Annotated in this window: 15 protein-coding genes and 1 pseudogene; 8 read left to right on the plus strand and 8 right to left on the minus strand. The window is 64.7% G+C overall.

Features of this window, described 5'->3' with window-relative positions:
* Window positions 1-2: 2 nt before the first annotated feature.
* The gene (locus IVB46_RS30450) at window positions 3-254 is read right to left on the minus strand and encodes a hypothetical protein (RefSeq protein ID WP_028161293.1); all 252 of its coding nucleotides are present in this window, start codon (window positions 252-254) and stop codon (window positions 3-5) included.
* A gap of 73 nt (window positions 255-327) precedes the next feature.
* Window positions 328-588 (minus strand): hypothetical protein, encoded by a 261-nt coding sequence (locus IVB46_RS30455; RefSeq protein WP_028151025.1) that lies wholly within the window; start codon window positions 586-588, stop codon window positions 328-330.
* Window positions 589-722: 134 nt separating this feature from the next.
* Between IVB46_RS30455 and IVB46_RS30460 the strand changes: the two genes are divergently transcribed.
* On the plus strand, window positions 723-1952 hold the full coding sequence (locus IVB46_RS30460; RefSeq protein ID WP_247344114.1) for a lytic murein transglycosylase: 1230 nt from the start codon (window positions 723-725) through the stop codon (window positions 1950-1952).
* A 70-nt stretch (window positions 1953-2022) separates the two neighbouring features.
* Here the strand turns inward: IVB46_RS30460 and IVB46_RS30465 are convergent, their stop codons facing one another.
* From IVB46_RS30465 to recJ, 3 genes are all read right to left on the minus strand, one after another.
* A complete protein-coding gene (locus IVB46_RS30465; RefSeq protein ID WP_247344118.1) occupies window positions 2023-2820 on the minus strand; it encodes an aldolase in 798 nt (265 codons plus the stop codon).
* Between the two features lie 108 nt (window positions 2821-2928).
* Complete coding sequence (locus IVB46_RS30470) at window positions 2929-3738, minus strand: glucose 1-dehydrogenase (RefSeq protein ID WP_247310655.1); 810 nt, start codon at window positions 3736-3738, stop codon at window positions 2929-2931.
* A gap of 92 nt (window positions 3739-3830) precedes the next feature.
* Window positions 3831-5672, minus strand: coding sequence for a single-stranded-DNA-specific exonuclease RecJ (gene recJ / locus IVB46_RS30475; protein WP_071914265.1), 1842 nt, complete (start codon window positions 5670-5672; stop codon window positions 3831-3833).
* Between the two features lie 283 nt (window positions 5673-5955).
* Here recJ and IVB46_RS30480 point away from each other — a divergent pair, with 283 nt between their 5' ends.
* Window positions 5956-7032 (plus strand): methyl-accepting chemotaxis protein, encoded by a 1077-nt coding sequence (locus tag IVB46_RS30480; RefSeq protein WP_247310658.1) that lies wholly within the window; start codon window positions 5956-5958, stop codon window positions 7030-7032.
* Between the two features lie 80 nt (window positions 7033-7112).
* Here IVB46_RS30480 and IVB46_RS30485 read toward each other — a convergent pair whose 3' ends face one another.
* Together IVB46_RS30485 and IVB46_RS30490 are read right to left on the minus strand one after the other, a co-directional pair.
* Complete coding sequence (locus tag IVB46_RS30485; RefSeq protein ID WP_247310661.1) at window positions 7113-7871, minus strand: sulfite exporter TauE/SafE family protein; 759 nt, start codon at window positions 7869-7871, stop codon at window positions 7113-7115.
* A 73-nt stretch (window positions 7872-7944) separates the two neighbouring features.
* Window positions 7945-8118 carry a hypothetical protein gene (locus tag IVB46_RS30490; protein WP_166096445.1) on the minus strand — a complete coding sequence of 58 codons (174 nt, stop codon included), beginning with the start codon at window positions 8116-8118 and terminating at the stop codon, window positions 7945-7947.
* A 369-nt stretch (window positions 8119-8487) separates the two neighbouring features.
* Between IVB46_RS30490 and IVB46_RS30495 the strand changes: the two genes are divergently transcribed.
* The gene (locus IVB46_RS30495; RefSeq protein ID WP_247310664.1) at window positions 8488-9231 is read left to right on the plus strand and encodes an SDR family oxidoreductase; all 744 of its coding nucleotides are present in this window, start codon (window positions 8488-8490) and stop codon (window positions 9229-9231) included.
* Between the two features lie 50 nt (window positions 9232-9281).
* Window positions 9282-9695: a cupin domain-containing protein gene (locus IVB46_RS30500; protein WP_071914269.1), complete on the plus strand. Its 414-nt coding sequence runs from the start codon at window positions 9282-9284 to the stop codon at window positions 9693-9695.
* 10 nt (window positions 9696-9705) lie between these two features.
* Here IVB46_RS30500 and IVB46_RS30505 read toward each other — a convergent pair.
* Window positions 9706-9843, minus strand: a pseudogene (locus tag IVB46_RS30505) (4-hydroxythreonine-4-phosphate dehydrogenase PdxA); the annotation flags it as partial.
* Here IVB46_RS30505 and IVB46_RS30510 point away from each other — a divergent pair.
* The 4 genes from IVB46_RS30510 (at window position 9818) to IVB46_RS30525 (ending at window position 13451) form a co-directional block, all read left to right on the plus strand.
* Complete coding sequence (locus tag IVB46_RS30510) at window positions 9818-10300, plus strand: FCD domain-containing protein (RefSeq protein ID WP_247310667.1); 483 nt, start codon at window positions 9818-9820, stop codon at window positions 10298-10300. The pseudogene IVB46_RS30505 and the gene IVB46_RS30510 sit on opposite strands and share 26 nt — an antisense overlap.
* Window positions 10301-10317: 17 nt before the next feature.
* Window positions 10318-10800: a VOC family protein gene (locus tag IVB46_RS30515; RefSeq protein WP_247310677.1), complete on the plus strand. Its 483-nt coding sequence runs from the start codon at window positions 10318-10320 to the stop codon at window positions 10798-10800.
* Between the two features lie 278 nt (window positions 10801-11078).
* Window positions 11079-11765 carry an alpha/beta hydrolase gene (locus tag IVB46_RS30520; protein WP_247344123.1) on the plus strand — a complete coding sequence of 229 codons (687 nt, stop codon included), beginning with the start codon at window positions 11079-11081 and terminating at the stop codon, window positions 11763-11765.
* 264 nt (window positions 11766-12029) lie between these two features.
* Window positions 12030-13451, plus strand: coding sequence for an OFA family MFS transporter (locus tag IVB46_RS30525; protein WP_247310689.1), 1422 nt, complete (start codon window positions 12030-12032; stop codon window positions 13449-13451).
* Window positions 13452-13458 lie beyond the last annotated feature (7 nt).

The following is a 13458-nucleotide window of genomic DNA, read 5'->3' on the forward strand; positions in this document are numbered from 1 at the left end:
GCTCAGCCGCCCTTCAACGCTTTCTTAACCTCGCCGTCGGGCCAGGCATCGCCCGCCGCGCTCACGCGCACGCGGCTCTGATCGGCGGCATTCACCAGCACATGCGAACTCGTCCGATCACCGCTCGGCTCGAGACGCAGATCGGTTTCGGGCTTCCAGCTCAACGTGGTCGCGAGATCGCCGGGATAGATCCGCCATTGCGATCCGTCGTCGAGCTCGACGACATGGCTTTCCGCATGTGCCCGTATCTTCATTCCACCCCGAATTCTCGATGAGCAGATTGCGTGCAGACGGCGGGCCCCGGCGCTCGGCCGGGGCCCTGCTCCGTCAGTCGTTGTCGTGATGAATCACGGTCTTGCTGCGATTGCCGAATTCATCTTCCTTCTTGATCACCGTGGTGCGGTTGGCAGGCTCGCGCTCCCTGATGACCGTGGTGCGGTCGCGATCGCGGTCCCGCTCACGATATTCGTGGGACTGTCCGACCGTCACGCCGGCACCGACCGGGCCGACGTGAACGCCGACTTCGTCGGCGAATGCAGGGGCGGCGATGGCCGTGACCATGGCGGCGGCAAACAGATATCTCTTCATCTTCATCCTCCAGTGTATGCGGAGGGAATGCGGGACTGCGACACTTTGTTCCGGCAGAACGCGGGGGCGATGGCCTGTTCCCGGTGTTCCAGGAACCGGCCCACAGCAGCCGTGATTCCCGCTAGAATGGGTCCATGAAACAAGCTGATTCCTCGGCCAATCACAGCCGCCGCGCCCTGCTTCGATCCACGCTCGGCGCAGCCGCCTTCATCACATTCCCCACGCCGCTTCTCGCCGCGCCTCCGGGCTTCGACGAATGGCGCGAGGGTTTTCGTGCACGCGCCATGGCGAAGGGCATTTCGGCCGCGACCTGGCAGCGTGCGATGGCGCGGGTCGAGCCCGACATGAGCGTGTTCAAGCAGATGCGCAACCAGCCCGAATTCCACGAGCAGGTCTGGCAATACATCAACCGCCGCGTCTCGGACTGGCGCATCATCAATGGCAAGATCGCGCTGAAAAACAACGAGGCGCTGCTCGCGCGCATCGAGCGTGATTTCGGCGTCGAGCGCGGCACGCTGCTGGCGCTTTGGGGCGTGGAGTCCGCCTATGGCGATCCGCTGGTGCAACAAAACCACATGACGCCGGTATTCCCCTCGCTCGCCGCGCTCGCCTGGAACGAGCCGCGGCGAAAAGCCTATTGGGAAACCGAACTGATCAACGCGCTACGCATCGTCGACAAGGGCTGGAGCACGCCGGAGCAGATGCAGGGATCCTGGGCCGGCGCGATGGGGCACTCGCAATGGATGCCGGAGGTCTGGCTCAATGTCGGCATCGACTATGACGGCGACGGCAAGGTCTCGCCGTTCGGCAAGCCCGACGACGCGCTGGGCTCAACGGCAAAGTACCTGGTCAATCGCGGCAAGTGGCGCCGTGGCGAGCACTGGGGCTACGAGGTGCGCGCGTCCGGCGATATGAGCGGCAACCGGACCTACGCGGCGTGGGCATCGGCCGGCGTCACCCGCGCCGACGGCCAGCCGTTTCCGCAACCGAATGCATCCGCGCAGATGTGGACGCCGGTTGCGGGCGGGCCGACATTCCTGCTGGGACCGAATTTCTATTCGGTGAAGAGCTACAATCCCTCGATGAACTATGCGCTCGCAATCTGCCATCTCGGCGACCGCTGCCTCGGCGCGCCGCCCTTCATCCAGCCCTTTCCCGGCTCAGAGCGCGCGCTGACGCTCGCAGAGGTGCAGGAGATGCAGACGCGCCTGACCAAGGCCGGGTTCGACACCGGCGGCACCGACGGCCGCGTCGGCAACGACACCATGAAGGCGATCAAGGATTTCCAGCAGCGCGCGGGGATCACGCCCGCGGATGGCTATGGCGGGCTGAAGGTGCTGGCGAAGTTGCGACAGGGATCGTAGGGCCCGCTCTCTCACTTTGTCGTTCCGGGGCGCGCCACTTGGCGCGAGCCCGGAATGACGGCGGTTGGGGTCAGTGCCGGTACTGCGGCTCTTCCGCGTCGAGCTGGCGGCGGATCGCGGCGAGATGCAATCGCGCGGATTCGGAATCGCCTTCGCGCATCTGCCTGTAGGTTTCCGCCGCGATCGCGGGATCGACCGGCAGCACCTTTCGTCCCGTCGACATCGCCAGCACCTGCACCTCGGCGGCGCGCTCGAGATAGTAGAGATCGTCCCAGGCCTCCGCGATGGTCGGCGCCAGCACCATCACGCCATGATGCTTCATGAAGACGATGTCGGCATCGCCGACAGCGGATGCGATCCTCGCGCCCTCGCGGTTGTCGAGTGCGAGGCCGTTGTAATCGCGGTCCACTGCGGTGCGGCCGTAGAATTTCAGCGCGGTCTGGCCGGCCCAGATCAGGGGATCACCCTCGGTCATCGACAACGCCGTGGCGTAGGGCATGTGGGTGTGGAAGGCGACCTTCGCGCGCGGCAGGCGCTTGTGCATCTCGGCGTGGATGTAGAACGCGGTTGCCTCGGGCGCGCCATCGCCGTCGAGCACGCTGCCGTGGAAATCGCAGATCAGGAGCTTTGACGCCGTCAGCTCGCGGAAGGCGTAGCCATATGGATTGACCAGGAAGAGATCGTCGTGGCCAGGCACCACGGCCGAGAAATGGTTGCAGATGCCCTCCTCAAAACCATTGCGCGCGGCCATGCGGAAGCAGGCCGCGAGGTCCTCGCGCGCGGTGCGGATCGCGTCGGTGGCGAGATCAGGCCGGTTCGAGCGGAACGGCGCAGGTGCGGATGAGGAAGATTGAAGGCTGTGCGCCATGGCGAAGGAAACCTCTATCGGTCGGAAGAGCCCCGCGTTGTACAGGGCCGACGCCTCTGCGTCAGCCCCTGCGGGCGCCACCCTGCCCTTCGCGTCTCGCGCGGCGGCTTATTGCCGCCGCGGCACGCCGCCGGCGTTCATGCCACCGTCGATGACGAGCTCGCTGCCGGTGACGTAGCGCGACGCATCGGAGGCCAGATACAGCACGCCGGAGGCGATCTCCGCGGCCTGCCCGGCGCGACCGAGCGGCGTCGCGACCTTGGCCCGCTCCTCGGGGTCGATCGGGGCGTTCTGGCCGGCCCCCGTCGCCCCCGTCGGGATCTTGCCCCAGATCGGGGTGTCGATGATGCCGGGGTGCACGGAGTTGACACGAATGCCGTCGCCGGCCGCCGCACACTCCATCGCGATCGATTTGGCAAACAGCCGCACACCGCCTTTGGTCAGCGAATAGGCCGACAGGCCCGGCGCACCGCGCAAGCCCGCGAGCGAGGACATCATGACGATGGAGCCGCCGCCGGTCTTGCGCATCAGCGGCAGGCAATGCTTCACGGACAGAAACACGCCGTCGAGGTTGATCGCGTTCTGCTTGTGCCAGTCAGCGAGCGTCATATCGACGATCGAGGGTACCGCAATGCCGATGCCGGCATTGGAGACCATGATGTCGAGCCGGCCATAGCGCCTGGCGATCTCGGCGACGATCTCGATCCAGGGCTCCTCGCTGGTGACGTCCTGCTCCAGGAAGATCGCCTTGCCGCCGGCTTTGGTCACGCGCTTGGCGAGCTCGGGGCCGCGCAGCTCGTCGATATCGGTGACGACGACAGTGGCGCCTTCGCGGGCGAACAGCTCGACGATCGCCTCGCCAATACCCGACGCACCGCCCGTCACCAGCGCGACCTTGCCCTCAACCTGCCCTGCCATGTTCACTCCGATTTTTTGTTGTTTGAGCGGCTCATTTTTGACGCATGATCTCCGCGCAAACGCGTACCGCGTTTGTCGCGAGGGATCTTGCGTTATCTAATCACGGATGGCCCCTGGTCCGGTAGCGCGACGTCGACGACGCGGAATTGCACGCGCTCGGCGCCCTGGTACCGGTCGACCGACAACGATCCCGCGACATGCAATTGCTGACCGCGATTGGCGAGAAGTGCATTGCCGAGCTTCTGGCCGACCGAACGGAACGCAATGCCGTTGACGATCGAGCCGTCGCCAGACTTGAAGCGTAGCCTCAAATGCGCCTGTCCGACCTCATCGGCATAGACGAGCTGATGCGATGGCAGCGCCAGCACGACCTCCGGATTGCCGCTGCCGAAGGGACCGGCGCGGTTGAGCGTGGTCGCAAGCTCCGTCGTCACGGCGCGCGCGGACACCGCGCCGTCGACATAGAGCTCGTTGACATGGCGCGCCTCGGCAACGTCCCGCGCCAGCGCATTTTCGAGATAGGCGCGGAATTCGGCGAGCTTCTCCTTCCGCAACGTTACGCCCGCGGCCATCGCGTGGCCGCCGCCCTTCAGCAAGATGCCGTCGGTCACCGCCTGCCGCACCGCCTTGCCGAGATCGACGCCGGCGATGGAGCGGCCCGAGCCGGTGCCGATGCCGCCGGGCTCCAGCGCAATCGCAAAGGCCGGCCGTGAAAACTTCTCCTTCAGGCGGGACGCGACGAGGCCGACCACGCCGGGATGCCAGCCTTCGGAGGCCGTGACGATGACGCCAATCTTGTCCTCTAGCCCGATCGAGGCCAGCGCCTCGGCTTCGGCCTGCGCTTCGGCCGCCTGCTCGATGACGCGGCGCTCGCTGTTGAGGCGATCGAGCTCGGCCGCAATCCGAGCCGCCTCGACGCTGTCGCCTTCGAGCAAGAGCCGCACGCCAAGGTCGGCGCGGCCGATGCGGCCGCCGGCATTGACGCGCGGCCCCAGCATGAAGCCGAGATGCCAGGCCTCCGGCGGGCCGTTGAGCCGCGCCACGTCCATCAGCGCGGTGTGGCCGACATGGTCGCGCCGCCGCATCGCGATCAGGCCTTTTGCGACGAAAGCACGATTGAGCCCGATCAGCGGCGCGACATCCGCAACCGTGCCGAGCGCGACGTGATGCAGCATGCCGAGGAGATCGGGCTCGGGCATCTCGCTCGTCCAGAAGCCGCGCTGGCGCAGCTCGCGGTTGACCGCGACCAGCGTCACCAGCACGAGGCCGACGGCGGCGAGATGGCCAAGGCCCGAGAGATCGTCGAGCCGGTTCGGATTGACCAGCGCATCGACCTCCGGCAGCTCCGTGCCGGCCTGGTGATGATCGATCACGACCACGGACATGCCGAGGCGCTTGGCTTCAGCGAGCGGCTCGATGCTGGTGGTGCCGCAATCGACGGTGACGAGCAGCGTGGCGCCCTTCGCGGCCAGCGCGCGGATCGCTTCAGTGTTCGGGCCGTAGCCTTCGAAAATCCGGTCGGGAATATGGATCAGCGGATCGAGCCCGCAATGGCGCAGATGCCAGGCGAGCAGCGCCGCCGAGGTCGCGCCGTCGACGTCGTAGTCGCCGAAGATCGCGACCTTCTCGCCGCGCATCGCTGCGTCCGCGATCCGCTTCGCGGCGGCCTCCATCTCGGTCACAGTGTACGGGTCCGGCAACAGCTTGCGGATGGTCGGATCCAGGAAGTCGCTGACGCCATCGATGTCGATGCCGCGGCCCGCCAGCACCCGTGCCAGCAACTCCGGCAGCTGGTGCCGCTGCACGATGGCGAGCGCCTTGGCAGCCCCGCGCGCATCCAGCCGGTCGAGCCAGAGCTTGTCGGTGAGCGAGCGCGCGACGCCCAGAAACGCCTGGGGCACTTCGACGGGCAAGGCGGTTGCGGGCGGCGTCATGAGTCGAGACTGGCTTGAGGAACCCGGGAATCGAACCGGGCGTTGCGGCGATCGGCCGACAATGACGATTGACCTGGAATCCCCCGGGATTTGCAATGTCCACGCCGCACAAAGCGGTGGATTGCCGCTTTGCTGCGCGGACTGACTATCATTTGGGCATTCCGTGGAACAGCAAATTAAGCAGGCGTTAGGCGGAATCTTCGAAAAAGACTCGTATTCGATCTGTAATTAGTTGTTCCGGGTTCGTTGCAGATCAGGCCTCATTGCCAAGGGAAGCTCCCCGATGTCTGCTGCGCTGGGTCTGAAAGCCAAGCCGATCGCCACCGAACCCGCTGATGACGATTCCGATATCTCCGCACTGATCAATCGCTTGACCGCGGAGGTCAACCAGATCGCAGTCGACAAGACCAAGGCGATTCAGCAGATCACCAACCAGATGAAGATGCTGGCGCTGAACGCGCTGATCGAGAGCTCGCGCGCCGGCGCGCAGGGCGCCGGCTTCGCGGTGGTGGCGCAGGAGGTGCGCGGCGTCGGCCAGCAGGTCGAAACCATCGCGCGCGAGCTCGAAACCCAGCTGACGAAGCGCACCGGCGATCTCGTTGCCTCGATCGACCGCATGAGCCAGCGCTCGCGCGGCGAGCGCATGGTCGACCTGTCGCTCAACGCCATCGAGCTGATCGATCGCAATCTCTATGAACGCACCTGCGACGTGCGCTGGTGGGCGACCGACTCCGCCGTGGTCGATTGCGCGGCCTCGCCGAGCGCCGCAGCCGTCTCCCATGCCTCGCAGCGCCTCGGCGTGATCCTCGGCGCCTACACCGTCTATCTCGACCTCTGGCTCTGCGACCTCGACGGCAATGTCATCGCCAATGGCCGCGGCGACCGCTTTCGCGTCGTCGGCCAGAACGTCGCCCACACAAAGTGGTTTCGCGAGGCGCGAACCTTGCGCTCCGGCGACGACTATGTCGCCGGTGACGTCGAGAACCAGCCGCTGCTCGGCAATGCCCAGGTCGCGACCTATTGTGCCAGCGTCCGCGCCGGCGGCCAGGCCAACGGCGCGCCGATCGGCGTGCTCGCCATCCATTTCGACTGGGAGGCGCAGGCCCGCGCCATCGTGCAGGGCGTGCGCGTCGGCGACGGCGACAAGGCGCGCGTGCTGCTGGTCGACTCCAATCTGCGTGTCATCGCAGCTTCCGACGGCCAGGGTATTTTGAGCGAGCGCATCGCGATCTCGCTGAACGGCCAGCGGTCCGGCTTCTATCACGACCGCACGGGCGCGCTGGTCGCGTTCCATGCGACCCCGGGCTACGAGACCTATCGCGGCCTCGGCTGGTACGGCGTGATCGTCTGCGGGGCGTGACGACATCATCGCGTGATCTGTGAGCGCGGCAGCGTGACCGTCGAACGATGGTCGCGCCGTGATGCGGAGTGACTTGCAGCCTATCCGAGATAGCCAGACACTCCGTCCCACAACAGCTTCAACGCCGTCACGGCCAGCAAGCCATGCCACGCCCGGTAGATCTGCCGCTGGTCCAGCTTTCCGTGCAGCCGCCAGCCGAGCCAGACGCCGCTGGGAATGGCAAAGAGGCACGCCGCCATCACGATCCAGACGTTGCCCGCCGGCCGCACCAGCAACAGCCAAGGCACCGCCTTGATCGCGTTGCCGACGGTGAAGAACAGGCTCGTCGTTCCCGCGTAGACCTCCTTGCTGAGGCCAAGCGGCAGGAGGTACATCGCCAGCGGCAGTCCGCCGGAATGCGCGACCATGGTCGTGACACCCGAGGCAAGACCGGCAGCAACCGCCTTCGGCGAGGAGCGCGGACGAATGACCACCTTCGGATCACTCACGAGCCATATGCCAACGAAGCTCAACGTCACGACCGCCATCACGATCGCGACGGCGCGATGGTCCAATACACGGAACAAGAGATAGCCGAGGGCAATGCCGATCACGAGCCCGGGCAACAGCAGCACCAGGTCCGGCTTCGACCATGTCGAGGGCTTCCAGTAGCGCAACGCGAACAGGTCCATAGCGATGAAGAGCGGCGCGAGCAGGCCGCCCGCCGTGACCGGATCCATCACGCACGACAGCAACGGAATGCCGACGATGGAGAAGCCGCCGCCGAATGCGCCCTTCATGAAGCAGATCAGGAAGACGCCGCAAAAGGCGATGATCACCGTGGCGACCGTCAAATCCATCTGCGCATCTCCATGACCGTCACGCTCGCGCCTCGGCGCGCGTCACGCCGAAACGTCGCGGGAGAGACTCGGCTCAGGTCGCCGTGACGTCGTCATCGGTTGCTGTTGGGCCGGCGTCGGTCGACGTCGCTTGCGAGGTTCGAGGCGGCTCGGCCTTCGGCTGGAAAAAGAGACCGGGCAGCACTGAAGGCAGGCCAAAGGTCATTCCGAGGAATGCCAGAAACACATCAAGATAACTCACGCTCATTCTGTTGCTCCGCTTTGTCGGGCGCGACCACCTCTCGGTGCATTTTAGGGGCGATGCGGCGCAATATGAACCGGTACAAATCTCAGTACAATAAGAACATTGATCTCGGTGCAATTTCGCCGACTCCGCACGAGCAGAGCAGATGCAGCAAACTTCTTGCCTTGGGCTTCAATCCGACCGCGGCAGGCGCGGCGCCCACCCCGTCGCAACGAGTCTTCTGAGCATTTTCCGGCAAGGCAGGCCGGTTACAGGCAAGAGCTTGCCGCATTGCTCGGCTACGCTGCGCTTCGCATCACGTTGGGCGGAAGTGACGTGATCGGCCCACGGGTTGGGATCACTCACGCTCGTCACATGCCGAGGAGACATGCCATGAAGATCGTCGTGATCGGCGGGACCGGATTGATCGGATCCAAGCTCGTGACGAAGTTGAAACAACACGGCCACGAGGCCGTTGCAGCCTCGCCGAAATCAGGCGTGAACGCCGTGACCGGGGAAGGCCTCGCAGCAGCGCTGGCTGGCGCGGATGTCGTCGTCGACGTTGCCAACGCGCCGTCCTGGGAGCCCGCCGCCGTGCTCGATTTCTTCCAGCGCTCGAGCACAAACCTCGTCGCGGCAGAGGCAGCCGCGGGCGTGAAGCATCACGTAGCGCTGTCGATCGTGGGGACCGAACGGTCGCCCGACAATTCCTATTTTCGGGCCAAGCTCGCCCAGGAGACCATCGTCAAATCCTCTTCGGTCCCCTACTCCATCGTTCGTGCCACCCAGTTCTTCGAGTTCCTCGGCGCCATTGCCGAAACGGCTGTGGTCGAAGGAAAGATCGTCGTCCCGTCCGCACTGTTTCAGCCGATCGCCGCCGAAGACGTAGCTGATCGCCTCGGGGAGGTCGCCATGGGCCGGCCGCTCAACGGCACCATCGATATCGCAGGACCCGAGAAGGCGCCCTTCAATGAATTCATTGCGCGGCGCCTGAAGGCGTCCGGCGACGCCCGACCGGTGGTGGGAGACCCGAAGGCACCGTACTACGGCGCCCCCATCGACGACACATCGCTGAACCCGCTCGGCGAGGCGCGGCTTGGAAAAACGCCGCTCGCAACGTGGCTCGCAAGACTCTGAGGGACCGCAAGAGCTTCCATCACGACAACCACTGCAATGAAGGAAATCCCATGCGCAGATTGCTGATCGCAACGGCGGTTTATGCCGCATCAGTCCTGACGGGTCATGCCGCCGAACCGGCACCTCTGGCCAAAGTGACGGTCGTGTTCGACCAGGCGCTACCGAACGTCCCAGGCAAGAGCATGAAGGGCGTGCTGGTCGAGTATGGTCCCGGAGGCTCCTCGCCGGCCCACATGCATCCGCGCTCCGCATTCATCTATGCGACCATCCTGGAAGGAGCGATCCGCAGTCAGGTCAATGACGAGCCCGCCAAGGTCTATCGCAAAGGAGAGAATTTCTTCGAAAAGCCCGGCGACCGTCACGCCATAAGCGCGAATGCCAGCGATACTGAACCTGCGAAGCTGCTGGCCGTCTTCGTCGTGGATTCAGCAGATAAGGAGCTGGTCACGCCGATCACGAAGTAGCGCCGCCTCGTCACGCAGCGCGGCGCGCGGCCATCTCCGCGGCCAGCAGCAACGCGGCGCGGCTGGCGCCGATCGACGCGATGCCTTGCCCTGCGATGTCGTAGGCCGTGCCGTGCGCCGGCGTGCAGATCGGGAATGGGAATCCACCGAAGGTCTGCCAGGGTCTCGAGGCGCTCGCCGGCGAGCTCGCCTGCGAGCGCATCAGCGACGCCGGGATCGGCGAAATCGCCGCCGCACATGACGACATGGTCCGGCATTATCGCGAGGGCGATCTGATCCAGTATTATCGCGGCAACCGCGCCATTCACGAGGCCATCGTCGCCGCAGCCGAAAATCCCGCGCTGACCGGGCTCTATGCTTCCGTGACCGCGCGCATTCGCCGCGCGCGCTATGTCACGCCGATGACGCCGGCCTCTCCCACATCCTGCGTGCGCATCTGCGCCACAAGCGCGAAGAGGTTTTGCAGGCGGGCTTTGCCGAGACGGAAGGAAACGACCTCGCGCTGCGGATCGCGTGAGGCGGGCTCGCGCGGCGAGCATTCGTTCATTCCGCGTCTGGCCTTCGCGCCGCTTCGCTGCGATAACCGCCTCGAAGATCGGTCATAAGATCAGGCGACGCCGCAATGAACAAACCGCTGTCCTCAGACCCCGTCGCGCGTGCGACCTCCGACAGCACGGGAGGCGCACCGCAAGGCGGCTTTGCCGATCTCGTTCCCGAACTCAGCGTTTCCAGCATTCAAGCCAGCCTGCCGTTCTGGCGCGACTTGCTCGGCTTCGAGCTCGCCTATGATCGCCCCGATGCGCGATTTGCGTATCTCGTCAGGGGGCGTTTGCAGGTCATGCTCTGCGAATTGAATGGACGCTGGGAGACGGCAGAGATGCAGCGGCCGTTCGGACGCGGCGTCAATTTCCAGATGGTCGTCGATCGCATAGATCCCATGCTGAGGGCTCTCGGCGATGCCAAATGGCCGCTCTACGAGCAGCCGAACGAAGCCTGGTATCGGGTCGGCGACCAGGAATTCGGCCAGCGCGAATTCCTCGTCCAGGATCCGGACGGTTACCTCGTGCGCTTCGTCGAACGCCTCGGCATGCGCACGCCATCCTGACGCAAAAAGATTCGTCCAGTCCTGCCGCATCGCGCGATCAGGAGACACAATCGCGACGGTGCACGCTGCCCGGACCATTGAACTGATGCACGCTCTCTGTCGTGTGGGGCGTAAGCTGCATTCGGCTCACGAGCCGAACTTGCTCAATTTCGCATTCGCCCGATTATCCTTGCGCCCCTCTGTCAGCTGACGTGGTCGCGCGTTAGACGTGAAGCTCCCCCGCTTCACGCTCCGCGAGCACCTCGGCTCGCCGTTGCGCAGCCAACGGAGACCATCTCATGACCAAACCAAGCATCGTTTTCGCGCACGGCCTCTGGGCTGACGGATCGTGCTTCGGCAAGCTGATCCCGGCGCTGCAAGCCGAAGGCCACGAGGTCCTGGCGAGCCAGCACGGGCTCGATTCACTCGCAACCGACGTCGCCTGCGTGACGGCGTGCTTTGGCCCTGTTCCTGGACCCGTGGTCCTCGTCGGCCACTCCTATGGCGGCACACTGATCACGCATGCCGGAACCGATCCGCGGGTCGCCGCGCTGGTCTACATCGCCGCGCTCGCGCCCGCTGCCGACGAAACTTCGCAGAGCCAGATTGCAAAATTTCCGACGACGCAGGTGTTCGGCCACATCGACGCGCCGGCGGGCCGTGGCTGGCTCAAGCCAAGCGGCCTGACGCACTTTGCCGGCGACCTGCCCGAAGCCGAGCAAAAGCTGGTCTACGCAACGCAAGGGGCGCCGGTTGCGGATCTCCTGACCCAAAAGGTCGATGGCACAGCGTGGACCTCGAAGCCGAGCTGGTACATCCTCGCCAGCAAGGACCAGACGGTTCACCCCGATCTGCAACACTTCGTCTCGAAGCGCATGAACGCCACCGTGACCGAAGTGCCTTCGTCCCACGTCCCCATGCTGTCGAAGCCGGATGTGGTGCTGGATGTGATCCGGAAGGCTGCGAATGCGGTCACAGCGAAGTAGCATCGGCTGACATACAATACCGAACCAAGGCAGATGACGTTGTCATTCTTCGGATCAGGTCCGGGCGGCGCGAGACCGCCCGGACCTTTTGTCCATCGCGAAAACGCCATGCCGATTTCTGCTTTTTCTAATATCGATTAATCCGATTGTAACAGCGCATATTATTCGTTTGTCAAAATCCTCCTTCTGCGTAGCCTGATCCGCGCCATCGCCCGGCTGCCCGTAAAGGCCGCCCCCGAGAACAGCGAGGCACCGGAGGATTGGATGACGACGACGCTCGACGCATCGGGAATGCCTGCACGTTCGCTGCTGCCCTTCCTTGATCGCGAGCACACGATCGCAAGGCCGGGCTACAGCCGATGGATGGTGCCGCCCGCGGCGCTTTGCGTGCATTTGTGCATCGGGCAGGCCTACGCCTTCAGCGTCTTCAACCTGCCGATGACCAAGCTGCTCGGCGTCACCCAATCGGCATCCGGCGACTGGAAGCTCACCGAGCTCGGCTGGATTTTCTCCATCGCGATGGTGTTCCTCGGACTGTCGGCCGCAGTGTTCGGACGCTGGGTCGAGGAAGGCGGCCCGCGCAAGGCGATGTTCACCGCTGGCGTTGCCTGGGCGAGCGCGTTCCTGATCTCGGCCCTCGGCGTCTATCTCCACAATCTCTGGATCATCTATCTCGGCTACGGCGTGATCGGTGGCTGCGCGCTCGGCATCGGCTACATCTCCCCGGTTTCGACGCTCATGAAGTGGTTTCCCGACCGGCCGGGCATGGCCACCGGCATGGCGATCATGGGCTTTGGCGGCGGCGCGCTGATCGCCTCCCCCCTCTCCGTCTGGCTGATGAGCAAGTTTGCGACCACGAGCGACGTCGGCGTGCTCGGCGCCTTCATCACGCTCGGCTGTGTCTACTTCGTCTTCATGATGGTCGGCTCCGCCATCGTGCGCGTACCGGCGCCGGGCTGGAAGCCGGAGGGTTATGTGCCGCCTGCGGCCGCCACCAAGCTGATGACCAGGAACGACGTGTTCGTCTACCAGGCGATCAAGACGCCGCAGTTCTGGCTGATCTGGATCGTGCTGTTCTGCAACACCACCGCCGGCATCGGCGTGCTCGGCCAGGCCTCAGCGATGAGCCAGGAGATGTTCCCCGGCCACATCACCGCGGTGGCGGCCGCAGGTCTCGTCGGCCTGATGAGCCTGTTCAACATGGGCGGGCGTTTCAGCTGGGCCTCGCTATCCGACTTCATCGGACGCAAGAACACCTATTTCGTCTACATGGTGCTCGGAATCGCCCTCTACGTGACCGTGCCCTATGCCGGCGCGAGCGGCAATGTCGTGCTGTTCGTGCTGTGCTTCCTGATCATCGTCAGCATGTATGGCGGCGGCTTTTCCACCGTGCCGGCCTATCTGCGCGACATGTTCGGCACGCGCTATGTCGGCGCCATCCACGGCATCCTGCTGACGGCCTGGTCGATGGCCGGAATCGCCGGGCCTGTGCTGATCAACTACATCCGCGAATACAACGTCACGCATGGTGTGCCGAAGGCGCAGGCCTACAACACGACCATGTACATCATGGCCGGACTGCTCGTGGTCGGCTTCCTCGCCAACCTCTGCGTCCGTGCCGTCGACAAGCGTCATCACATGCAGGACGAGGACAATTCAGGTCTCGAGGCGGCGCGTGCTGCCTGACGTCCGG

Origin of the sequence: Bradyrhizobium sp. 61 (assembly GCF_023073075.1) — a bacterium.
GTDB lineage: Bacteria > Pseudomonadota > Alphaproteobacteria > Rhizobiales > Xanthobacteraceae > Bradyrhizobium > Bradyrhizobium barranii.